Raw genomic sequence first — 24,304 nt, 5'->3', positions numbered from 1 at the left:
ACATCTTGTACATATTTAGGCGATACAACGTTGCTTTGCAGTTTAATATCCCGGATTTTGAACAAGTGACTTGTCCCGGTTAATTTCAGTTTGCGGTATTGGAAACAGGTAATTCGATTCCACAAATACATGATTAGCGTTCCCCGACGGTGTAGCTACCACTTTAGCATAAGTGTAGGTATTGCCGGTCTTAGTGATCTTCATCGCATATATGGTTTGATTTTGCGTAAGAGGTGCAATTTTCCAACGTCGTACATCAAAATAGCGGTGATCCTCATACGCAAATTCTACCCGGTATTCGTTCTGTATCACTTTACGCATGTCGTCTTTCGAAAGGCCGGCAGTAAGACCGTATAAGCCATCTGCACCAGGTAAAATTCCGGCCCGCTTTCTTATCAGTTTAAGTTGCTCGTAAGCTGTATTTACATCTCCCATCTCGTTTTTTGCTTCTGCGTAGGCCAGCAAAATTTCGGCATACCGGATCAGTGGAAAGCATCTGTCGGTGTTTGACCCGCCATTTTGAGCAGAGTTATCGCTCATCATCTTTCGCCAAAAATATCCGGTGCTATTCTTCACTACATTGTAGCCGTCTCTGGCGGCACCATCATAAGTAAAAATAGGGTCTTTCTTTCCGGTGGTATTATTATACCACGGCGTTTCGTTGTAAATAAAGGTGTAATTAAAACGGGGGTCCCGATTTTTAAAAGGATCTGTAGCCGCATACATCGGCGATTTTGCAATCGGTCCGCCATCAACAATAGGTTTACCGTCAATCATTCCAAAAGCTTCGGCTAAATTCTGAGTGGGCATAGACTCAACCGTGTTGTTGCCTCTTGATGGTGGCAAAAGCCGGTTCTCTAAAGTTTTATTGGGAGCAAGCATACCCGGCAAAACGTACTCTGTGTTTACACGGGTAAGAAAGACTCTCGAGAAACCATATCCCGGGGCAGTTACATTGTCTTCCATCAGCATGTATTTATTCAGTTTAATAACTGCTTCTGCCGCATCAGCAGCTTGTTTCCAACGGTCTGGATTAAAATCAGGATAGGAAGTTAGCGCCTTTAGCTCAGGGTTGCCGGATACGCCGCCTCCATTAAATAACGGGCTGGCCGCATACAATAACACTCTGGCTTTTAAACCAAGGCAGGCTCCTTTGGTAATACGGCCGTAATTTTGCGGCAGGTGCTCTATCGGCAAAACGTTTGCAATAGCATCTAACTCGCTTATTATGTAGCTAACGCACTCGGCATAAGTATTTCGAGGTATGTTCAGATCGTCAGATGGCTCGAACAGCTTGTCGCCTATTAAAGGCACACCGCCAAAGTTGCGCAACAGTATGGCATAATACCACGCTCGCAAAAAGCGTACTTCGGCCATAGTAAGTTCTTGTGTGGCAGGTTTAAGCGGTGAATTTTTCACATTACCCAAAAACACGTTCGATCTTCTGATATTTCGCCAGGCAATGTTCCAGGCATCAATATAAGGTGTGGTTTGGGTTGGGTTCATGGTGCCCAAACTGGTCATTACAAAAGGCTGTGTAGGGCCACTTAAGGTACCCCACCCTTCTCCGGCACCTTCATCGGTTCCGGCAAAAATACCTTCATATCGCTTATAGCTAAAGGTGAAGCTAACATCGCTGTAAATGCCGTACATAAAGCGCATAGTAAGCACACTATCGGCAAAGGTCGACTCCTTATTTAGTGTTGTACTTGTTTGCGGGTCGAGCAAATCCTGGTTCTTGCATGAGTAAAGCAGTATACTCAACAAGGCCAGTAAAAAACTAAGCTTTTTCATATCGTTAAAAAGTAAGTTGTAATCCGAAGTTGAAAATTTTGGTTTGTGGGTAAAAGGCTGAACCGTCCTGCCCTGAGTTGTTCTCAGGATCTATTTGATAGATATTTTTATCTATCAATGCCCATGTGGCCAGGTTATAACCGTTGGCATAAACTCGTACACCGTTGAATTTGAATTTGTTTACAAACTTTGCCGGAAGTGTATAACCAATCTCCATGGTTTTAAGCCTCAGGTAATCCCCTCTTCTCATCCAATAGTCGGACACGTAATTAGCCGGGTGGCTGGTAGTTGCACCAATATTTGTTGCTATGCGAGGAAAACTCGGATTTTCCTGATTATCAGGCCGCCATGCATTCTGGTGAATGTCGCGGAAATTATTAACAAACGGAACAACAGATTCGGCTATTCCACGAAGTGCAAAATTAAGCGCGCTTTGAAACGTTGCCGTAATGCTGAAACCCTTGTAACTGAAAGAAGGCGTAAAACCGATAATCGTATTAGGTAAGTTCGGATATTTAAGCACGGTCTGATCATCGGTGGTGATAAGGCCATCGCCATTTCTGTCCAGGTATTTTAAATCGCCGGCGTTAGCTGCGCCAACCGCTGCTGGCTTGGCAACCTTAGGGTCGGCTATATCTGCTGCCGTATAGTAGCCCAAAAAGGTATAGCCCAGTATGGTACCCATTGGCTGACCGGTAAGCGATAACCATGGATAAGGCTGACGGGGCTCATCCCGCTCCAGCACTTTATTGCGGGCATAAGAAACATTGCCGCGCAATGAGTAATTTAAGTTACCAATGTTGTTGTTATAGCCCAGATCAACCTCAAAGCCGCGGTTTTGAACACGCCAAAGGTTAGCCGGAGGCAAATCAACTCCAATTAAGCTTGGAACTGATGCCCGAGGCTGCAGGATATCATAACGATAACGTTTGAATACCTCAACAGTGGCAGTTACTTTCCCTTTAAACATGGTTAAATCCATACCCACGTTGGTGACCTTTTCTTTCTCCCAGGAAACTATGTTGCCCAAAGCACCTTCAGTAATACCAGTAAAGCTGTTGTTAGATTCACCTACCGAATAGCTTCCACCGTTTGCGTACGTTTGCAGGTAGATGTAAGTATTGCCATACACCTTGTCACTGCCTGTTAAACCGTATGAACCTCTGAATTTCAGCAAGTCGACAAAGTGAATATGCTTCTTGAAAAACTCCTCTTCGCTAATGTTCCAACCTGCTGCAACTGCCGGGAAAAACCCGTAACGGCTACCCTCAGGAAAACGGTTTGAGCCGTTGTAACCTGCTGTGAATTCGATTAAGTACTTACGTTTATAATCATACCCTAAACGACCGGTTAATCCGCGCAGGGCGGCCGGATCACCTGTTCCGGTAACAGCGTTCTGATCGTTAAGCAAAGCCAGTCCATAAACGTGGTTTCCGCCAAACGTACGGTCGTAGTTTAAAGACGCCAGGTAGTTCAGACGCTTATAGGAATTACCGCCGTTTGTTCCATACACCAAGGAATACTTTTCGATACGACTGGTGTTGTTTTTGGGTGCATAGGTATCAGTAACCGGGTTATAGATGAAAGATGGAAAACCCGATGCAGTGCCACGGGTAAGGCTGCGCCAGTATTGATAGCGCCCGTTATAGCTAAAGTTGATCATAGCAGACAATCCTTTTGTAAGCATATCGAGTTTTTGTACTGCTTTAAGATTGGCGGTTATGTCATTATAATAGTCGCGGTTATAACCGCTTAAGGCAATACGGCCCACAATGTTGTTATTGATTGCCGTAGCTGAATTGGCACCGTAAGAGCCGTCAGGGTTGTAAATGGGATAGGCAAACGGTGGTAATTGGTTGTAATCACTTATTTCATAAAAAGCATTATTACGGCCGTTTCGGCCGCCTATATTTGGTTGATTGACCTCATTAAACGCGCCAGATAAATCCAATTTTAGCGCTAATGTCTTGGTTGCCTGGATATCTAAATTTGACCGGAAGTTTGACCGGCGATAATAGTAATTGGTGTTTACCTGTGAATTAGGGTCATCAAAATTTTGCAGCAAGCCGCCTTGTGATAGGTAACCTGCCGAAATGAAATACCGGGCTTTATCCACGCCGCCCGATATATTTAAATTCTCCCTGAACTCTGAAGCCGACGGCCTGATCAGTGTCTTAGTCCAGTTTACATTCGGATGACCATACGGATCTGTGCCGTCTTGAAAGAGCTGAAGGTCGCGGGTGTTATACAAGGGCTGCTGACCGGCGTTCACATAGCCTTCATTTACCAGCAAAGCTGATTGATAGGCATCGAGATAATGCGGTTGATTGGTAGGTGTTTGAAAGCCTGCCTCAGATCGCAAGGTGACCACCGGTTTTCCCAGTTTACCACGCCGGGTAGTAATTACCATTACCCCGTTTGCTCCTCTTACCCCGTAAATAGCCGTAGTAGCCGCATCTTTTAATAACGAAATTGACTCCACCTGATCAGGATCTAACTCACTGATGGGTTGTGTAAATTCTACATCATCAACTATAATAAGCGGGGCACCATCATTGGGTGTACTTAGTCCGCGTATTAAGAAAGAGGCACCATCAGCACCGGGTCTGCCCGAACGCTGTTGTGATGTAAACCCAGGTAAACGACCAATAAGCGCATTCTGGATACTGGCGGTAGGCGTTTGCCGAATATCGTCTCCTTTAATACTACTTATTGCGCCTGTGTTTGTGATTTTCTTTTGGGTACCGTAGCCTACAACCACCACCTCTTCAATGCCTTTGGCATCGGGCTGCAAGTCAATAACCAACTTGCTCCGGCCGGCTACATTTACCTCTTTAGTTAAATAACCTACCGACGAAACCACCAGCACCTGACTGTTACCTTTCAACGTAATCTTAAAATTACCCTCACCGTCAGACGTGGTACCGTTATTTTGGTTCTTCTCAAGTACCGTAACGCCCGGTATTTTTTCCTTTCCTTCGGTAACCGTACCGGTAATTGTTCTTTGCTGGGCAAACAGCTGCTGTATGCAGAGGAGCCCTATAATAATCAATAAATATTTTTTCATGTTTAGTTAAATGGGCAATCGTTACCAGCCATAGTTTTGAATCAGATTACTGCTTTTCGAGATTTCGGCAAAAGGGACGGGATACAAATACATTTTAGGAAAAGCAAAACGCACCTGCCCTACCGGCACTTTGGTATAGGTGAATGAGCCGTTTGCATTTTTAATGATTTGCATGCCACTGAGGCTTTGGTTCAGTACCTTTTCGGCATCTTTCCATCTGCGCAGGTCCCAATAACGGTGTTCTTCAAAAGCCAGTTCCAGCCTTCTTTCATTTTTAATGGCGTCGCGCATTTCGGCCTTGGTCATATTGTCTTTAATGCCAAACTTGTTGGTTGTGCCTTCGGTAATCTGAGCTCGTCTTCTTAAGTCGCGAAGGGCATTATAAATGTCTGCGCTTGGGGTAGATAGATATTCGTTTTGCGCCTCTGCAAAGTTGAGCAGTATTTCGGCGTAACGAAAAATGATAAAGTTGCGAGGGCCGTTAGCATAAGAAGTTGCCGTGGTAAAATTGCCCATGAATTTACGCAGGTAATAACCCGTTTTAGTTTGCACGCGTCCGCCTTTGTTAGGCTTGTCCAAACCACCTTCAAACATTTCCAGTTTGCGATTTAGCCAGGTTACATCATTAGCCAGTACGGTAAAAGCCAACCTGGGATCGCGGTTTGCGTATGGGGCTTGTGATTGATAGCCGGAGCCGGTCTCTGCTATGCCTCGTCCGGCAAGCGTTGGGAAAGCATCAACCAAATCCTGTGTAGGGCTGGTACGCCCCAAGCCGGTTGCCTGATTAGAGAAACCGATAGGCCCGTTATTGTACTCAATATCATAATTAACATCTCGCAGATAATCTAAGATGATCTCTGAATTTTTACGGTCTAAAAATATAGCGCTAAAGCTTTTGCTGGCAGGTGCAGGTAAGCTATACGGTTTGCCGGGAAGGTTAATAAGTTCTAAAGCTGCCTGGGCTGCTTTGTTCCACCTTTCAGCATCAAAATTGGCATAGCCCATTACCTCTCGCTGCTCAGCAGTGGCTCCGGCAGCAACACCACCATTAAATAACGGACTGGCGGCATATAATAGCACCCGTGATTTAAGCGCTAAAACAGCGCCACGGGAAGCATGACCCCAGTCGGTTGCTGAAAGCGGCTCTTGCTTCACCAGGGTTTTAATGGCATCGCATTCGTTAACTATGTAATCTACACAGGCGGCAAATGTGCTGCGTTTGATATTCAGGTTATCCGCATCAGAAAAAACCTGGTCGCCCACCAATGGAATACCACCGTAGCGCTTAAGCAGTTCAAAATAGGCCATGGCACGTAAAAAACGAACTTCTGCTTTCCAGCCTGGTATTCTGGCAGCTACCGGCACTACGTCAATTTTCTGCAAAAACACGTTTACTTTACGAATGGTGGTGTAACCGTTATTCCAATAACCGTCCGGGTTGCTGATAACGCTGCTAATACGTGCCTGAGAGACATTTTCAATATCCGTTCCATCTCTTGATGGCAGGGCATCATCTGTAGCGGCATCTAAAAAGTCGCCGCCAATGCGGTTAAATCCATTTGGCAAACTGCTATACAAATTATTTAAATATTGTTCGGCGTAATAGCCGTTTTTATCTTGAGGATCAAAAACCAGGTCTTCAGTCAGGTTTTCAAGTGGCCCATCCTGCTGATACTTTTTACAGCCTGATATAATCAGAACTGCTAAAAGAATTAAGTATATGTTTTTCATGAACTATAAATTGATGTTAACGCCAGCGGTAATAAGTTTCTGTACGGGATACCCGCCTGTGTAGCTTTCGGGATCCAAACCGTTGAGTTGCGTAGTAGTGAATAAATTGTAGCCATTCACAAAGATTCGTGCCCGGGTTAGCCTTATCTTTTTTATGATAGAAACTGGCAAGGTATAACCTAACTCAATAGAACGGAGGCGCAGATAATTAGCTGGTTTGTACCAGTATGATGAAAACTGCTGGTTGTTAAGATTACGACCGATAGAAAGACGCGGATAGGTAGCAGTAGCTGCTGTAGCAGGTGTCCACCGGTTAAGATGATGCTCATAAGCCTGCTCCTTACCACTACCTTGGAATTCCCAGTACGAATTTCCTGACAGGTAAACCATGCGGTTAGCTACACCCTGCACCAATGCCGAAAAATCAAATCCCTTCCAATTTGCACCCAGGTTCACTCCACCGTATAGCAAAGGTTTGGTGCCCCCAATGGCAGTGATATCATTTTCATCGATAGTGCCATCCTGGTTCAGGTCACGGAACTTGATATCGCCCGGTTGTGGTGTAATGCCCACAGGCACTGCGCTTGAAGCTATTTCCTGAGCAGATTGGTAAAGGCCGTCGGCCTGATAGCCGAACGCCTGGTTCACAGGCATGCCTGTGCGCTGCATCCAGCTATACTTCCGCTGAACTTCGTCCTGATAGGTAACTTTACTTTTGAGAGTTGAAATGTTTGGCGAAATAAAATAGCCGAACTTTCCTATTTTATTACTGTAGGTTAGCTGTAACTCCAAACCTGAGTAACGCTGTTTGCCGATATTTACCCTTGGGTAAGCGTTACCTAAAACCTGAGCATTAGCGCCAATAGACTGTAAAAGGTCATAATAGCTATCAATAAAGTAGTCGGCACTAATAGACAGTTTGTTTTCAAACATACTGGCATCAACACCACCGTTAAACTTTAGGGCTTTTTCCCAGGTTAGGTTAGGGTTGTTTAAAGCTCCTTCCTGTACTCCGCTTACCGGGGTTACTGCTTCACCAAAGTTATACCCGGTTCCTGAAGCATAGTACTTGTTATACTCAAAATACCCGGCGTTGTTGTTGCCCGTTTTGCCGTAACTGGCTCGTAGCTTTAAGATATTAAGCCAACTGGCTGTATTTTTAAGAAAATCCTCCTGCTTGATATTCCACCCCAAACCAATAGCCGGGAAGAAACCATAACGGTTATTTTTTGGATATGCAAGCGAACCGTTATAGGCTAAAGCTACATCCAACAGATATTTCTCCTGATAATTATAGGACAACTTGCCCGAAATGCCTTGAACGTAAGAAGGTAGCTGGGAATTTTCTGTTACATTATCAATGTTACCCAACAGCAGCGCCTGCAGTTCATGATTACCAATCTTTTTAGACCATCCGGATGATAGCTCGGTATAAAAACGGGTGTTCTGCGCAGTGATCTCAATGGCATTTGACATAGTACTTGGATTACTAAACTGCTGATAACCTGCCGCTCCCTGGGCATTGGCATTTTGTTGATACGTAGCAAAAGCCTTGGTACGGGTAATGGTTTCGGCCAGGTAGGCGTTAATGGATCCGCGCCCGGCAACCCATAAGCCAGGCAGTATCTTATCCAATTTGGCTTTTAGCCCTAGGTCTACCCTAAAATCGCGGAAGTACTGCGGCTGGTAGCCCGAGTAAACGGTTTGCCCGTAGATGTTATTGGTATAATCGCGGTTGCCACCTAAAGTCCCATTATCGTTTAATACAGGGTAAGCGTTATTAGGCGTTGCACGGAAACTTGAGAATATGTTAGACGCTGAATTTCCGGGCTGATCCTGGTTTTGGATGCGCGTAAAAACATTAAGGTAAGTACTCACATCCTTACTCAAATCAACATCTACATTGGAGCGAAAGATGTATCGTTTATAACCTACTCCTGTGTTGTAAGTATTGAAATCAGCCGTTTTGATTAAGCCTTGCTGGTTCAAATAATCCAGATCTACGAAGTACCGCGCAACCTTTCGTCCTCCTGAAATAGCCAGATCGAAACGGTTGTAAGGCGATTTGCTTTTCAGTATCTCCTTTTGCCAGTCTACATCCGGATGCCCGATCGGGTCTGTATGATTGCGGTACGCATCTAAATCGGCCTGTGTATAGGCCGGAGCTTTGCCGTCATTAGCCAATGCTTCATTGTATAAACGGGAGTAATCATAGGCGTTTAAAAAGTTGGGCAGGTTGAGCGGAGATTGCAGACCTGACAGCGCAGTAAACGAAATTCGCTGTGCACCTTCGGCTCCCTTTTTTGTAGTGAGTTGTATTACACCACCTGATGACCTCATGCCTAACATGGCTGTTGACACAGCGTCTTTAAGCACAGTTATGGATTCAATTTGTTCAGGATTGATAGATGAAAAACTTTGCGGTACCCCATCCAGCATAAAAAGCGGCGCCTGGCCACGAAGGGTTACTGTATAATTGTCGGCGCCAGGTTCGCCACTACCCTGAAAGGCCTGTAAGCCGGCAAGGCGGCCTGCGATTGTGCCATTAATGTAAGTCGAAACTGTTTTAGTGAGTTCCTCACTTCTAACTTCTCCGATAGCTGCTGTATTGGTTGTACGTTTTTGAGGCACGTACAATGAATTAAATACCTTAGGTAAGTCTGCAACCGCTTCCTGAAGCGTAACCTGAATCGTTTTGCCTAATTCGACTGCCACTTCTTTCTTTTGGTAAGAAACTACACTAAAAATCAGCACATCACCTGCGTTGGCATTAATACTGAACTTGCCGTCCAAATCTGTTTGGGTTGAAATGTTTTTAGATTTAACTTGAACGTTAACATCAATTAAAGGCTTTCCGGCAATGTCGGTAACAGTGCCTGTAACTTGCGATTGGTTAGCTTGCTGATGGCTGGTTAATATTTCGGCACCATTGTGCAAATAGTTTGGTGCATTGGCCAATACTTCGCCCCTATGTATGACAGCGAGCCATACCAAGGTCAAAGAAATTTTTTGCAAAACTCTTTTAAGTAGAATTTTTCTCATAAAGTTAAATTGGTTTGATATTACCAGTTGGAACCGGCGGGTTAAAGATATGTGAAAAGAGAAGAGAAATACAAGGAATTTTATTTGCAAATACTTGATAATTAGGTATTTATAATTAAAATAATACGGTTAATGCACCTAAATGGAACTGCATAACTAGCTGATTTCAAGAAGCGTTCATGAAAGCACTTTAAAATGCTAATACGGTTAAAGTTTAATACAAATAATTTTCAATTTTTAGCTCTTCACCGTAAGTGATTTAGTATTTAAAGACTGTTGTAGATACTCGCGTACCGCCAAACATTGCACAAGAAATCGCCCCCACACAGAATTTTGCTCAAACAGCAACTTAGAATGATATTGAGGTACAACTTAAGATTTGAAGATAGAAATGTGCCATAGAGGCATTAATGCTACGAAGGAAAAGAAGCAGAAAAATTCAGTATCTGGTTGAAAAATTGACCAGGTTGAAATAAAAAGGGCACGCTTTCAGCTGTTATGGCGGTTTTAAATTATACTAAAGCGTATTATTAGCACTGCGTTTTGGAAATATTCTGATGATACTTAATTTTTTGTTCCACTGATTACAACGCAAACAAGCAACTGTTTAATGAGAGAAGCGAGTATTTTTAAAGGTTGATGGATACAAAAAAGCTTTATAGCCAATATGCTGGACGTATTCCCTAGTATAATAACTATACATTATGCTTAATTACCTTTCACCCTAACATATTTAATAGTTAAGATAGTTGTTAACGTAATTAGCAAGATAGCTACACAAGCAATTAATGGTATAGCAGAAAGGATAGATTCCAGACCACCTGCTGCCAATGCGCCAAACGCGGCAACACCAATAGCTCCACCTGTTTGCCTAACAGTATTTAGCACAGCTGAAGCTGTGCCCGATAATGATTTTTCTACACTGGCTAAAATACCGGTGATCATGGCAGGCACAGCCATTCCCATGCCTACCGGCATAATTAAAAAAGGAAAGAAAAGCTGCCAATACGGGGTATTTGCTTTAGCCAGGAACAGGCCGGCAAAGCCGACGGCGAAGAGCGCAAGCCCAGCTATGATGGAAGCGCCGATACCAAACCGGTTAATCACCTTTCCACTCAGCAAATTAGTGATTACAAAGCCTACCGTCAATGGAACAAAAGCAAGCCCCGCGGTCATAGATGGATAATGTAGAACGTTTTGCAGGTAAAGGCTAAGCACAAACACGCTGCCATAATAAGTGCCGTTAAGCACCCCTCCTAACAAAAGCAGCACATTAAAGCGTGAGGAATTAAATAGATGTAAGGGTAATATTGGATACGATATCTGCTTTTCAATTGCTAAAAATAAAACGAAAAAGCTAAGGCTTAGCAATAACCCTCCCCAAATCAAAGGATTTTGCAATCCGAGCTGGTGCCACTCTATAATTGCGGCTATTAGTAAAGTAGCGGCCAGCATCCATATTAACTGTCCGGCGGTATCAAACTTTTTAGCAGCAGTTGAAATGGCGCCTTTATGGAGCTTAAAACTCAAAACAAAAGCCGCTATACAGAAAGGAATATTCACGTAAAAAATAAACCGCCAGTTACTAATGTGGATTAAAACCCCTCCAATAAGCGGACCAGCAGCCAACGCCGAGCTGCCGGCAGCTGTCCAGAGCCCTACTGCCCGTGCACGTGTAGCAGGTTCGTGTGCAAAGGCCTGGTTTAGTAATGACAGCGAACTTGGGATCATGGTTGCAGCCCCTATACCTTGCAAGATTCGGAAAATGACCAGGCTAAATGAATTACCCGCTAACCCACAGCCCGCAGAAGCAATACCAAAAATTACAATACCGATTTGGAAAATCCGTAAGGCACCTAGGCGGTCACTTAAGCTACCTGCTGACAACATGAGTACCGCAAAAGCCAGGGTGTACGCATCAACCACCCATTGCAAGGTGCTTATACCTGCCTGGTAAGACTGCGCTATTTGAGGTAAAGCAAGATTAACTATAGATACATCCAGTTGCGCAACCACAAAGGCTAAGCTGGTTATGGTAACCACCTGTACGAAACTGGTTTGTTTTACTGTACTCAATTTAACGGTATGCTAATACGCCGCAAAAGTAAGCAAACTTCATTAAGTATATAGGTTGGCCATTTTATGCAGTGTGAAATGCCTTTTGTTATTTGTTATCATTGCTGGAGGTAGCTAATTACGAATTTGTGATTGATCAATTTATAAGTGAGCCCTTCATTTGCTAATTTGGAATCTTAATTACTAAACGACAACGATAACGGCACTTATATTACATCTGAACCGGTTAGCACATAGATGATCATCTCTGTTCGGATTACGAATCCCATGGCCTGATAGAGGTTAATAGCACGGGTGTTATCTGCTCTAACGTGTAAGTAAGGCATCTTACCGGCGGCGCGTAATTGGCGGATATGACTGTTAATAAGCGCTCGTGCAAACCCTTTGCCGGTATGAACAGGATGTGTGCAAACAGCACTAATTTCGACATAAGGCCCGCAATGAAAGCGATGACCGGCCATAGCAACCAGTTGTTTATCCTCAAAGATACCTTCATAGCCACCAAACCTGATCGTTTTTTCCATGAAAGGTCCAGGCGGACTCAATTTGGTCAGTTCCAACATTGCCGGAACGTCTTCTTCACTTAATTTAGTAATTGTTATTTGCCGCTGTTCTTCAGGTGTTGCGCCGTCATACATCATTTGGTATCCATCTATCCGGTTAACAATGGTCCAGGGATGTGCATTCAGATTTTTATCGGTTGTAAAAACGGCAATGGTTTCACCCCAGGGTTTAAGGTCCATTAAAGCCTTGAAATGTGCAAAATTGTTTTCTGCAACAGCGGCGAAGGCCGAAACTCCCGGTGCATAATATCTAGCTTTATCGTTGCCTATAGCCAAATTCACGTTGCCCGACGTTAAAGCTGCCCAAACAGGGTTATCCAATTGTTCTATTAACATGTGCTCTCTTTACTAAATCCGTTCTGTCTTATTCCGGAGTTTTGTCTGAATATTTTGTATCGTATTTGTCCGGTCATTACGCATACCCCAACCAGATCCTGCTTCAGTGCTGTTGGGTGGTGTTGCGATCACGTAACCACTATTTCCAGCAAACCTAACCGGTCGGCCAAGATATGGGTTGCGATCTTCTCTGCAGAGTTTGGAAATTAGCAGCAGGTCGATTGCCCGTCCATTATCATGTCGCGCAAAATAATCAATTGTCCGTTTGTCGCCAAAGAAGTCGAGCGTTTAGACTCGGCGGTCCATCAGAACGCGACTTTATTTCCTTCATAAAAAAATGACAGTTAGTTACTTGTACTTACAAGTAACTAACTATCATTTTTAGATTGCGAGTGCAAATAATATAAATAAAAAGACTTATGTCACCGGTTAAACCAACGGAACCTAAACCCGAACAGAATAGTACCTTTTTAGCCCTACAAGCATAATAACAAATGAAAGCCCATCACTTGTCACCATTCGTGCTCCAGCAAGCATAAGCCTTTGACAAGTTTACGCAACCCTTAAAATACATTCCATCCTACTGTTAACTGCATATCATTGCTTCGGAAAATTCAGGGCGGCTTTAACTTCGTCTATTTGCTGCGTATGCCGGTTGCTGTGTGCCGCGATGAGCAGGATAAACTGATAGCTATCATAAGTACCAACAGGTAAAACCACAATATGGTTGCGCAAATCAGCGTTGGATTCTTTAACCAGGGCAATCAATTTTTCACGCCCGGCTTTAAAAGCAGTTAAGGCTTCGGCTACTGTTTGATAGGGTGAATTTGCAGGCTCCAGTGCTGTAAAAGTTTTAGATCTACGGCTACGATCTTCCACCGCTTTGACCAGGTCATCATCGCTGAACCTGATCTCGGTTCTTTTTTCCGGATTGGCCGGTTGAGATAAGGCAGGTTCTGCCATGGCCCAAAGTTCCTTTTCAGCGGCTGCAATATGTTTGATACATTCGGCCACGCTCCATTTGTCGGCCGCCGGTTTAAAGTTAAGTTGCGCTTCGCTTAAGCCTTTTACGGCAGCAAAGACGCCGGCTTCAGTTTGCTGTAATAGCTGGACTGCCTTTGATCGTTCTTGTGAGGTAAGCATATTTGTTGTTTTTTGTTGTGCCAGGCCTTGGTATACTGCAAGGCTTAAAAATGTGGTAATCAGGAGGTGTTTCATCTTAAAATAAAGGTGTTAAGGTTTGAGAGGTGTTAACGGCTTTAATTGCTTTTTCCAAATTTTGATAGGTTGCCCGGTAAACGAAAACCGCCATACTAATTCTCTTTATACCGGCTTTTGCCAACGATTCAACAGTAGCCAGGTTGGGGCCGCCTACGATATTAACCGGTAAGAATACGGCCGAGGTGATTGCTGAGATTACCGCAGGATCACCAATGCCGGTTACGAAAAGACCGTCCGCACCCACATCTCTGTAAAGCTTGGCCCTGCGGATAACGGTTTCAAAATGGTTCTGGCAATCTTTGTAGAAAAGCATCGGTGCGGGCGTTTATAAAAAGTTGCTGGCTGGTTCTTGCGAGGTAATTTTTTATACCTTCCAATTTCCGCAAATACACGGACTCACCTTCAGCATCTTCTAAATTGATGCCCGCAACTCCAAGATCGAGCAGTTGTTGAGTATGATCATTGATAACAGAAAGGTCGTTCGTATATCCCCTTTCAAAGTCAACGGATAAAGGTATAGTTGTAGAGGCTTTTATTCTTTGAATGATGTAGAGCAATTCCTTAAAAGGAATCTTTTCGCCATCTGCGTATCCTAATGAATCTGCAATAGCGCCGCTGGAGGTGCCGATGGCCGGAAAACCGGTAGCTTCGATTAGTTGAGCACTTTTAGCATTCCAGGCGTTAGCCAATAAAAACGGGTTCGATTGGTAATGTAACTGATAAAAGGTTTCGTATGAAGTCATCATCAAAGCTATTGTAATAATCGCGTACTGGCAGGCCGCTATTTAGACATCTTAGGGGGTTGATTTAGACAATACGTGCGCTTATCTTACGCCATAAAACACGAAAGTACGCCCGCTAATCACTGGCTAAATGACTTAAGCAGCATTATGGTCGCCTATAGCGTATTCGGCCGGTCCCTAGCTACGGCTAACAAGTTTAAAATTGAGCGGGTTGGTATCAAAAACAGTTCATTTCACCAAGTGCTCCTAAAGGCGTGACCGCATAAAGGTATCTCGCAAACCAAGAGAACCATCTTGTTATCATTGTTCGCCAAACCATTACGAAGGCTCAACCGCTATGAACAACGAAGTAATTAAGTTGCCGGGTAAAACTTGGAGGGCATAACTTCCGGCTGCTAAACGAATCGTTTACTGTAAGCTTTGGTTCATTTGACAAGCAAATGCTTGGCATAAATAAGTAGGACAGACAATGTCCTGAACAATAATTAATTTGTCGGTCAAAGGTGAACTAAAAAAGTGCTTTCATTGATCTGACCTATGTATCCCCACCGCTACGAGGGGGCATCCCTCTAAAGCGGCAAACCGTTTTCATGGCAGCCGGCTGCCTGCTACTGAGGCAGCAGCAGGTAAGTTTAATGTATCGCTTTTTACGTGACCTGTTTACCTTTGTTGTTGTACTATTTAGGTTGAACAGCAAGAGCTTCCTACAGGGCTGGTATCGAATATTTAATGCCGGCCTATTACAGAATTTCACTCACCGATTACCTTTCCATAAAACAGGAAAATGACGGATGTGACAGTCCGTCATTTGTTGTAAACATTTATTTCTCATTTCAATTTGCTCATCGAAATGGGCTTACTCGTCAAAGTAAGTTCGAACATATGTAATCTTTCCTCTCAGAACACCATTCGGTGAGGTTGGTGTGGTAATCAAAAAGGACCACTTCCCGTCTTTAAGGTCATTCGCTTCTTTATCAGATAGTGCATTTAAAGAAAAAAAGGCACTTGTCAGGCTATCGGTCTTCGGACGATTGTTCGCTGTTGTGGTACTAACAAAGATATCCCTAAGTTGAACGTTTTCCTGTCCAACTGCGTTTGGTCCATAAAAACGGGCAGTAACAACTGTAGTGTCCAAATTTTTCCAGTTTAGCTTGTAATTAAAAACCTTTTGGTTAGCATCATAAACACCGGAAAACGTTGCTGTGCCGGTTGAAGTTCCCGGCGGTGTTAACTGCGCAGCGTTACCGGTACCCGCAAAAACAAGCTTTCCAAGATCATTTGGCCTGCTGTCGTCAAACTTTTTACAAGAATAGAAGCTTAAGCTGCCAAGGCAGGTTATGACGTACAAGGCATTCTTCAAACAAATTTTCATGAGTTGAATAGATTGATTTTAGTTGGTAATCGTAAATGTGAATTCCTTAATAACTTCTGCACTGTTTTCGCTATCCTGATTTTTGGCTACGAAAGTCACCTTGTAAGTACCCGGCTTTTTAAATATATACCTAAAGTCCGTAGGTTTTACAGTAGCGTTTTTCAAAATCTGTCCATAATCTGATGGAATGGTGTTCAACACAAGTGGTCGGGAAATTGCCCAGTCTTCATCTTTTGCACTGCCGATTGCAGGAGCGTTGAATGTCAGCGAATTATTGGCAAAATTCCAGGAATTATCAATGTTAGCAACCGAAATGATATTATTCAGTCCCGCACTGTTAACGTTACTTGCCATTGTATTAACGGTATCTTTAAAAAAGCTTCGTATCGTCAATGCTGGTGTTGGACCCACTGTCCATTTACGCGATACAGCATTTACAGTTGACATATCGGCTAAATACCGAAAGGCTACATAAATCGGCGACGAGCCGTTCAACTGATCCTCCAGATGGACATTCCCCGAGGCAACGGCTGTTGTTGTGGTTGCCAATTTCGCACGGGAGGATATATCCGTCCAGGTTGCTTTTTGAAGACTTGCAATATCACTTCCGCCATTGAAATCTTTAGACACAAGCACCGCCAAATTATTAAGAGATGCAGGCTGTGTAGTTGCGCTAGGCGCAGTTGTTGATGTGGAAAAATTCAGGATTACGGAGTCTGGAGCGGCGCTAAGGCGTTCCCTGTTCTCATAACGATGGTTAGGTTCACCCGAGTAAAAGGTAATATAATCCGGGTTTCCGCTGAAAGAAAAATACACGGTGTCTTTAGTTGTCATATTTATTTTCGAAGCCTTTACATCAAAGTCCGAAGGGGGAGTTACTTTTACCTTATTGCATGCAGATAGCGCTAGTAATAAAGCAGGCATTATTAAGTATCTTTTCATGTTCAAGAAGTGAATTAATAACCTGGATTCTGTTTTATCTTTTTGTTAAGTAAAATTTCATTTTGAGGAATCGGCCATAAAATATCCTTGGAGCCTATGTTAGTTCCGGGAGCGGTTGCAGCACCAATAACATCAGCAGCTGTAATTTCAGTAGCCATTGGCGGTATTGGCATACTCCATTTTGGGTTTGACGATCCTGCTATATCTACCAACAAGCTCTGAACCGTTGGTATAAATATTCCCCAGCGCTTAAGGTCAGACTTACGCAGTGCTTCAAACGCCAGTTCAAGATAACGTTCGTTTTGAACAGCTATGCGAAAATCGTCTTTACTCAGAACCTGCGTTAAATCACCAGTGGTTACTGTTGTTAAATTTGCGGTCGCAGTAGCTTGAACTCCGGCATAAGTGAATGTGGCACCGGTTGTGGCGGGATTAGATGCGCCAGAAGCCTGTGTGGGTGGAGTTGCAGTTGAAACGCCAGCCTTGGTTACTGTATACAGTTTTCCTGCATTGGTTACTTGAGTGTTGAGTGCATAGTTTGTATTTGCTGCCCAAGGCGTACCAATTATAACGGTGGGTGCTGTAGCATAACCGCCACCGGCATTAGTTACCGAAATCAGGCTTACAGCGCCCGAGGTTAAGGTGCTTACTGCAGTAGCATTACCTGTGGAAAAATTAACCGCCGGAGCAGTTGTATAGCCAGAGCCTGCGTTAGTGATGGTAAAGTTATATATTAAAGGGGTTTTACTGTATGCCCTTCTGCGTACCTGATTTATGGCGTTGTAGGCTTCTGCGGTTGGCCCGTTAAGCTCATTCTCAGCTTCGGCATACATTAGCAGCACATCTGCATAACGCAACATAGGGAAATTCACCTGAGAAGTGGTCTGCGTTAAACGGCTAACGTCTGGTTCGTACTCCCTGTTCCATTTACTAATCTGCCTTGACCAAATCTGATTGGACGTATAGTAAGTTTTGTTTAAACCGGCCCAACCATAACTTGATAAATTCCAATCTCTTCTCAGGTCGCCCGGCTGGTAGGAAACATATAAGCGAGGGTATGCCCTTACGTAACCGTAACTATAGCCATCATAAACAACAGGTGAGCCGCTCCCGGTAGATTTGCCGATGTTCATGAACACATTGAACTGCCCCCCTGCTGAAACCGCTCCGGTAGCATTTTGATTGAACCCAATTTCCCAGATATTTTCCTGGTTATAGCGATTTTGAATCTCATCAAGAAAGACCTGCTGATAGGAAGAAAGTAAGGTATGCTGCCTTGATTCGATCACTTTTGCAGCCCACTTTTTTGCATCAGCAAAACGTTTGGTATCATTCACCGGATTTCCAGCAGCATAAAGGCACACACGTGCAAGTATTCCTTCAACTGCCGTGACGGAAATTTTTTCTGAATAGCCTATAGAAGCGAATGTTTGGTCGGTAAGCATTCCTTCTGCTGCAGTCATATCACTAATGATCTGGTCATAAACCAACTTTACAGGCGTACGTTCAATTTGCCCTTCTGATGGATCTTGGGTAGCATGGACCATGAGCGGCACGTCCCCGTACCACTGTGCAAGCAGGAAGTAATAATAACCTCGCAAAAACAGGGCCTCTCCTTTTGCCTTTCTTACGGTAGCGGCGCTTACTGTTCCCGATGCAGCGGACACATCTATGTTGTCTAACAAACTGTTGCAATAATTGATCGATTGGTAGCAAAGTCGCCAAAATGTGCCTATATCACCATCCGTAGAAGGGACAATCGTATAGCTGTAGTTATTGTAACCGTAGTTAAGATTATAAAAATAAGTTTCGTCGGTACCCAGTGTAAGGCGGGTTGCATAAAATGATCCATACAATGTACTGGCTCTTAAGTTAAAATACAGCCCTGCCAAAGCAGCCCTAACCTGCGCTTCGGAAGAATAAGAAGTCTGAGGTACCAATGCCCCTGTAGGTACTGTATCAAGCACCTTTTTACATGATGTAAAAGGCAATATGATCATTAAGTATATGAGTATCTTTTTCATTATGGGTCTTATAAGGTTAGGTTAGCGCCAAAGGTTAATACTCGCGTTCTTGGATATGGAGAGAAATCGAATCCAGGGGCTAAGTTGTTGCCGGCATTCGTGCTGACCTCCGGATCAGGTCCGGTATATTTGGTAAACGTTAGCAAATTTTGTCCCGACAGAGAAAACCGAAGGTTATTGATATGCAAGCGCGTAAGCATTTTCCTGGGTAAATTGTAACCGATTGAAACGGTTTTCAGACGTAAGTAAGAAGCGTCTTCAATGATGCGGGTCGAATATTGTCTCAGTCCGCCAGTATTCGCGTTTGCGCGCGGGTATTCATTGGTCGGGTTAGTCGGTGTCCATCTGTTAACATAGGAAGCAAACTGATTGACATTTACGCTACCTAAGTTTGTTGTTGGAGAATTTCCGGATTGGGGTGCGTTGGTATTCCCTTCAAACTTAAGTTTATTGGCGTTCATCACCTGGTTTCCATATGACCATTGAAGGAAGACGTTCAAGTCAAAATTTTTGTAGGAGAAGTTGTTAGAAAAGCCGCCGTAGTGTAGCGGATAAGGATTACCAATTACCGTGTAATCATCACCGTTGATCAATCCGTCTCCGTTTATGTCTTTGTATTTAGGATCGCCTGGTTGAACAACCAATGACTGATTTGTTTGTGGGCTTGCCAGTGTATTTTTGCCTGCGTAATAAGGAATGCCTTCTTTGAGCACGTAATAAAATCCGGCTGTTCCGTTCGGAATCTTGTAAAAGTCGTTCAGTTGGTATAAACCGTCAGCAACATAGCCGTAAAACTGCGCCACGGGCCGGCCAATTTTTGCAATATAATTGGGCGTCGTCATGGCAGATTCAAAGCTCCTTGTTGTTAACCTCGATTCCTCTCCTCCCGTTAACTCCAGTACCCTGTTCCTGTTAAATGAAATATTAAAGCTACTACTCCAAGTAAAATTCTTTTTACTGATGTTTACGGTTGCCAGCGTAAATTCAAGACCTTCGTTACTTACGCTACCCACATTTTGAAAAGCCGTTGTAAACCCTGTACTGTAAGGCATTGCAGCGCTCAAAAGAAGATTTTTGGTGATACGTTTATAATAATCGGTCTCAAAGTTCAATCGACCTTTGAACAATGAAAAATTAATGCCCAGGTCTGATTCATAAGTAGTTTCCCATTTCAAATTATAGTTAGACATTGTCTGTACGGTTGAGCCATAAACATTCTGATCGTTATAGGCATAGTAAATGTTGCTACCTGTATTAATTTGGGATAGGTAAGCAAAATCAGCTACCCGGTTGTTGCCGATCACACCATAACTAAAACGAATCTTGGCATCGTCAATGAACGAGTACTTTTTCATGAAATTCTCACCACTGAAACGCCAGGCTAAAGCACCTGAAGGGAAATATCCCCATCTGTTATCCTTGTAAAATTTGGAAGATCCGTCGGCTCTGAAGTTGGCAGTGAATAAGTAATTTTTGCGGTATGTGTAATTTAATCTTCCATAGTAGGATTGTAACGCACTCAGGGAAGAAGAAGAACTCACTCTGTAGGGGGTGCCCTGTCCCAGCCCGTTAATCCCCAACGATTCGTTCGGTAAATTTGTTGCAGAAAAGCCGTTACCGCTGTTCTTACTGGTTTGCGAGCTATAACCTATTAATGCCGAAAGGATATTATTTTGATTAAAATTTTTCGAGTAAGAAAGTGTATTCTCATTAATAAAACTAATTGACTTTCCTGCAGATGTGCTGCCGTTAACCCCGAAAGCAGCACCGGCAGCTGTTAACGGGCTGCCGGACTGTGTTCGGGAATTGTAAAAGGTGTTGGTAAGTGAGTTCGTTAAATTAATTCCGGCAGTTACACGAAGCTGCAAGCCAGGAATAATCTTATATTCAAGATAAGAGTTGCCAGTTAGCGTGTTAGCTAAGCGGTCATTAATCACATTGCTTGTGTTAATGTAAGGATTAATGGATGAGTTGCCACCAGGCAGGCCGCCATCCTCGTTATTATCGACCAAGTCATTGTAAATGAAGTTTTCATCAAACAGACCCGAACTCAGTACCGGGCGGTAGCTCCAAATGTTATACATGAGGTTGAATGCGGCCAAGTTTTGCCCGTTTCCTGTTGGATTGGCTTGAACCGAAGGAATGGATCCATAAGATTTGGTATCGGCGTAGTTGGTATTGATACCAATCTTCAGCTTATCATTAATTTCCTGATCAAGAACAATCCGCGCCTGATAACGCTTGAAACCACTTTTAATGATCAAACCAGCTTGGTCGGCATAGGAGGCAGAAACAGCGTAAGACGTTTTTCCTGATCTTCCGGTAAGAGACACGTTATGATTTTGGAATGCAGGCAGCTTATTGAACATGATATCCTGCCAGTTTATGGTTTGAGCATTTTTGTAACTGTCCAGCGTTTTTCCATTGCGGAAGTATACATAGCTGGTGAAATAAGGGTTAATATCATTCTGAAGTTTTACAAACTCATATGCATCCATCAGCTTCACATTATTAATAGATTTTTGAAATCCACTATTGGTAGAAAATGTTAGTTGCGGGATGCCGGAGGTGCCTTTTTTGGTCGTAATTAAAATAACGCCATTAGAACCACGGGCACCATAAATTGCAGTAGCTGAGGCATCTTTTAAAACATCGATGGAGGCGATATCAGCCGGATTGATGGAATTGAAGTTGGCATCTTCCTGAGGAAAACCATCAATTACGTAAAGCGGAGCCGAGGATTGCGACACCGAACCCACTCCCCGTACAAGTATCTCTGCATTAGCGCCCGGTTGGCCATCATTTGACGTGACCTGTACACCTGCAATGCGCCCTGCCAACGCTCCGTCAACTGAAGTCACGGCAGCTTTTTGAATATCTTTCATGTTTACGGAACCCACAGAACCTGTTAGGTCCCTTTTTTTTGACGTTCCATAACCAATAACAACCACATCATTGAGGTCATTAGCACTTGATTTCATGATAACGTCTATCGAATTGTTGGATCCAATGGGTATCTCCCTATTTTCATATCCCACAAATGTGAACACCAGCACTGCATTCCTATTTGGAGCAGAGATAGAATAATTGCCTTTAGCATCTGTACGGGTGGCGGTTCGGGTTGTTTTCAGGGTAACGGTCACACCAGCCATTGTACCCGTCTCGTCAGAAACGGTACCTTTAATAATGATAGCTTGCGAAAAAGCGGGCGAGCAAATGACGATGAAAGCACAGACTAACAATAGTATTTGCCACGTGACCGGGGTAGAAATAAAGATGCGACTGGTTAAAGCAAAAGTAGAACTTTGTTTCATCAATGTGTGGTTAGGATTAATTGGAATTATTCTTTAAGTGGATTTGAGATCGACTTTAAATTTTAAGTTAACTGCCCAAAATTACTAACTAAATCGGTTAAGTAATTTTGCATAATAAGTTTTGTCTAATTTTTATATTTTAATAATATTTCTTGAGCATTTTGTAGGTATATAATCTGGTATTTAGAACTTTGTAAATGACTAGCGCATTTTACTCTAAGACGTAAACCGATTTAGTAAATTTACGTATTCGACAACTGCTGAGTATTTTGGCGTGTTGGATTAAAGGTACTAAGCAAAAGAAATAAAGTTTATAATTGCAATTGAAGAACGTCACTGGCTGGCTATTGACGTTAACCAATTGTTTACCATATTGTTGCCAAGGGAATGATACCAATCCATAATAATAAAGCATTAGTAAACTTGTTTCAAGAACTGAAATTAGCCATGTTTTAACTAATCTGAGTGGAGCTTGGACACGGTTCATAAACAGCTTAGACATTATAATGAATCAGAAGGAATTACATCTCCTTACTATAGGAATACTTCTCATCGTACTTAATACCCTGACGTGACGACCTTAGGAGCGCCACCCTCACTCTTAATAAACTTATAGTTCTCTACATGTTCGCCTATGAAAATTCCACCCAGGTCTGATGTTTTGTAATACGATGGCTTTTGTGGCATTGAGTCAAAAAGGGTCCTCCCGTTTATTGTAAGATTCTCAAAGGTGATATTCTTGATTTTATGTAATTCGTCATAACCCGTAATAATAGAAGGACTTGCCTTATCGCCCTTATAAACAATGTTTCTGAATAACACATCTTCAATTCCACGCCCCGGTGAAGTATTGTATTTTTTGTTAAACATTACCCTAAGGTTAATCAATTGTCCTTTACGAATATTATCTACCCTAATGCTGTCAAAAACAATATCTTTTATCAAGTTATCATCACCAGCGTTTAATGCCAGGCAGCCTTGGTAATCCAACTGGTTTTCGTGCTGATCAAGAATATCAAGATTTGCAAATTTCATTTTGGACAAGGTATCAGGATCCGCAGAGTCACCATGCGTCCCAATCAGGAGCGGGTGAGCCACATCGGCCCACAGCACAGCGTTCTTAACGGTTATATTAGTACTGTTGCCATAATATTTCCAGCGATGGCCATAAATGGCAATACAGTCATCCGAATTCCGCATAAAGACTCGACTGATGTTCACATTAGTGCAGCAGAAAATATCCAAACCATCACCGTTTCCCTCAAAGCTAAAGGATTTAATATTGTCGACATTAATATCACTGGACTGGCCCATCAGAACTGTATACTTGTGAGGTAATACAATTATACCTTCCACTTTAACATCTTTCGAATATTCTACAGTGATCGCATCTGCTCTTCCATTGGCGTATTGCCGAGTAGCTGACCCGTTTCCGGCTCCAGGAGGCGCGTTGGGTTTAAACAATTGGGTAAGTATTCCATGTCCATAGATCCTTACATCTTCGGCGTTAGAAACAATGAACCTACCTTGAACAACCGCTCCACCTGCAATGTAAACCCGTTGGCCGGATTTTAATACCACGTCACCAATTGTATGCAATCCCGGGCCGTAATAAACCAGGTTGGCACCCTGGGTTGGCTGCTGCTCTAAAGGATTTGCAAATAGGTGTAGATTATTGAATATATCTCCATTTACCTCCAACGAAAAGTTTTTCGGTTTACTTAGCTTAAGTAAGATGGAATTGCCTGTCACTTTAATTGGCAAATTTTCTTGGTTAGGACGTAGTTTAGCCTCGCTAACCTGTTCTTTCAAAACCTGGACGAGTACATCAAACTCACCCTGAAAGTCGAAATAAGCAAAAGAACTGATTTGTGGACTAATTTTAGTGTCGGTGGTTTGAGCTACTTGAGCCATATAGACCGGAACAGGTAACCAACTACCTCCTTTCTGCCTTATAGAGACCTTATACCTTTCATTGTTGAGCGCACTACCCTTTGGTGCGGGATAGTTAACTACCTGCGCACAAATTGCAGAAGTAAAAAAAGTCAGCCATAGGTTTAAAAATAACGTTTTTTTCAT

At 43.1% G+C, this 24,304-nt stretch carries 14 protein-coding genes; all 14 read right to left on the bottom strand.

What is annotated here, in order from left to right:
• Positions 1-42: 42 nt before the first annotated feature.
• Positions 43-1,794: a RagB/SusD family nutrient uptake outer membrane protein gene (locus ABDD95_RS07995; protein ID WP_345951360.1), complete on the bottom strand. Its 1,752-nt coding sequence runs from the start codon at positions 1,792-1,794 to the stop codon at positions 43-45.
• A gap of 4 nt (positions 1,795-1,798) precedes the next feature.
• Positions 1,799-4,861 carry a TonB-dependent receptor gene (locus ABDD95_RS07990; protein WP_345951359.1) on the bottom strand — a complete coding sequence of 1,021 codons (3,063 nt, stop codon included), beginning with the start codon at positions 4,859-4,861 and terminating at the stop codon, positions 1,799-1,801.
• A gap of 21 nt (positions 4,862-4,882) precedes the next feature.
• A complete protein-coding gene (locus tag ABDD95_RS07985) occupies positions 4,883-6,592 on the bottom strand; it encodes a RagB/SusD family nutrient uptake outer membrane protein (RefSeq protein ID WP_345951358.1) in 1,710 nt (569 codons plus the stop codon).
• 3 nt (positions 6,593-6,595) lie between these two features.
• Positions 6,596-9,634: a TonB-dependent receptor gene (locus ABDD95_RS07980; protein ID WP_345951357.1), complete on the bottom strand. Its 3,039-nt coding sequence runs from the start codon at positions 9,632-9,634 to the stop codon at positions 6,596-6,598.
• Positions 9,635-10,342: 708 nt separating this feature from the next.
• Entirely contained in the window at positions 10,343-11,710 is a 1,368-nt protein-coding gene (locus ABDD95_RS07975; RefSeq protein WP_345951356.1) for an MFS transporter, read from the bottom strand.
• Between the two features lie 206 nt (positions 11,711-11,916).
• A complete protein-coding gene (locus ABDD95_RS07970; RefSeq protein WP_345951355.1) occupies positions 11,917-12,609 on the bottom strand; it encodes a GNAT family N-acetyltransferase in 693 nt (230 codons plus the stop codon).
• A 597-nt stretch (positions 12,610-13,206) separates the two neighbouring features.
• On the bottom strand, positions 13,207-13,827 hold the full coding sequence (locus ABDD95_RS07965; RefSeq protein ID WP_345951354.1) for a DinB family protein: 621 nt from the start codon (positions 13,825-13,827) through the stop codon (positions 13,207-13,209).
• A 1-nt stretch (position 13,828) separates the two neighbouring features.
• On the bottom strand, positions 13,829-14,143 hold the full coding sequence (locus ABDD95_RS07960) for an isocitrate lyase/phosphoenolpyruvate mutase family protein (RefSeq protein ID WP_345951353.1): 315 nt from the start codon (positions 14,141-14,143) through the stop codon (positions 13,829-13,831).
• Positions 14,109-14,576, bottom strand: coding sequence for an isocitrate lyase/phosphoenolpyruvate mutase family protein (locus ABDD95_RS07955; protein WP_345951352.1), 468 nt, complete (start codon positions 14,574-14,576; stop codon positions 14,109-14,111). Before ABDD95_RS07955 ends, ABDD95_RS07960 begins: the two co-directional genes overlap by 35 nt.
• A gap of 853 nt (positions 14,577-15,429) precedes the next feature.
• Complete coding sequence (locus tag ABDD95_RS07950; RefSeq protein WP_345951351.1) at positions 15,430-15,945, bottom strand: CHRD domain-containing protein; 516 nt, start codon at positions 15,943-15,945, stop codon at positions 15,430-15,432.
• An 18-nt stretch (positions 15,946-15,963) separates the two neighbouring features.
• Positions 15,964-16,887, bottom strand: coding sequence for a DUF5017 domain-containing protein (locus tag ABDD95_RS07945; RefSeq protein ID WP_345951350.1), 924 nt, complete (start codon positions 16,885-16,887; stop codon positions 15,964-15,966).
• 14 nt (positions 16,888-16,901) lie between these two features.
• Positions 16,902-18,911 (bottom strand): RagB/SusD family nutrient uptake outer membrane protein, encoded by a 2,010-nt coding sequence (locus ABDD95_RS07940; RefSeq protein ID WP_345951349.1) that lies wholly within the window; start codon positions 18,909-18,911, stop codon positions 16,902-16,904.
• 8 nt (positions 18,912-18,919) lie between these two features.
• A complete protein-coding gene (locus ABDD95_RS07935) occupies positions 18,920-22,225 on the bottom strand; it encodes a TonB-dependent receptor (RefSeq protein ID WP_345951348.1) in 3,306 nt (1,101 codons plus the stop codon).
• 558 nt (positions 22,226-22,783) lie between these two features.
• On the bottom strand, positions 22,784-24,304 hold the full coding sequence (locus ABDD95_RS07930) for a glycosyl hydrolase family 28 protein (protein ID WP_345951347.1): 1,521 nt from the start codon (positions 24,302-24,304) through the stop codon (positions 22,784-22,786).

Origin of the sequence: Mucilaginibacter sp. PAMB04274, assembly GCF_039634385.2 — a bacterium.
GTDB lineage: Bacteria > Bacteroidota > Bacteroidia > Sphingobacteriales > Sphingobacteriaceae > Mucilaginibacter.
This window is presented reverse-complemented; position numbering and strand designations above follow the sequence as displayed.

Excerpts from the sequence above, each read along its gene's own strand:
- ABDD95_RS07930 (WP_345951347.1), bottom strand. The coding sequence starts at position 24,304 with ATGAAAAAAACGTTATTTTTAAACCTATGGCTGACTTTTTTTACTTCT.
- ABDD95_RS07980 (WP_345951357.1), bottom strand. The coding sequence starts at position 9,634 with ATGAGAAAAATTCTACTTAAAAGAGTTTTGCAAAAAATTTCTTTGACC.
- ABDD95_RS07940 (WP_345951349.1), bottom strand. The coding sequence starts at position 18,911 with ATGAAAAAGATACTCATATACTTAATGATCATATTGCCTTTTACATCA.
- ABDD95_RS07985 (WP_345951358.1), bottom strand. The coding sequence starts at position 6,592 with ATGAAAAACATATACTTAATTCTTTTAGCAGTTCTGATTATATCAGGC.
- ABDD95_RS07970 (WP_345951355.1), bottom strand. The coding sequence starts at position 12,609 with ATGTTAATAGAACAATTGGATAACCCTGTTTGGGCAGCTTTAACGTCG.
- ABDD95_RS07950 (WP_345951351.1), bottom strand. The coding sequence starts at position 15,945 with ATGAAAATTTGTTTGAAGAATGCCTTGTACGTCATAACCTGCCTTGGC.
- ABDD95_RS07945 (WP_345951350.1), bottom strand. The coding sequence starts at position 16,887 with ATGAAAAGATACTTAATAATGCCTGCTTTATTACTAGCGCTATCTGCA.
- ABDD95_RS07965 (WP_345951354.1), bottom strand. The coding sequence starts at position 13,827 with ATGAAACACCTCCTGATTACCACATTTTTAAGCCTTGCAGTATACCAA.
- ABDD95_RS07955 (WP_345951352.1), bottom strand. The coding sequence starts at position 14,576 with ATGATGACTTCATACGAAACCTTTTATCAGTTACATTACCAATCGAAC.
- ABDD95_RS07995 (WP_345951360.1), bottom strand. The coding sequence starts at position 1,794 with ATGAAAAAGCTTAGTTTTTTACTGGCCTTGTTGAGTATACTGCTTTAC.
- ABDD95_RS07960 (WP_345951353.1), bottom strand. The coding sequence starts at position 14,143 with ATGCTTTTCTACAAAGATTGCCAGAACCATTTTGAAACCGTTATCCGC.
- ABDD95_RS07990 (WP_345951359.1), bottom strand. The coding sequence starts at position 4,861 with ATGAAAAAATATTTATTGATTATTATAGGGCTCCTCTGCATACAGCAG.
- ABDD95_RS07935 (WP_345951348.1), bottom strand. The coding sequence starts at position 22,225 with ATGAAACAAAGTTCTACTTTTGCTTTAACCAGTCGCATCTTTATTTCT.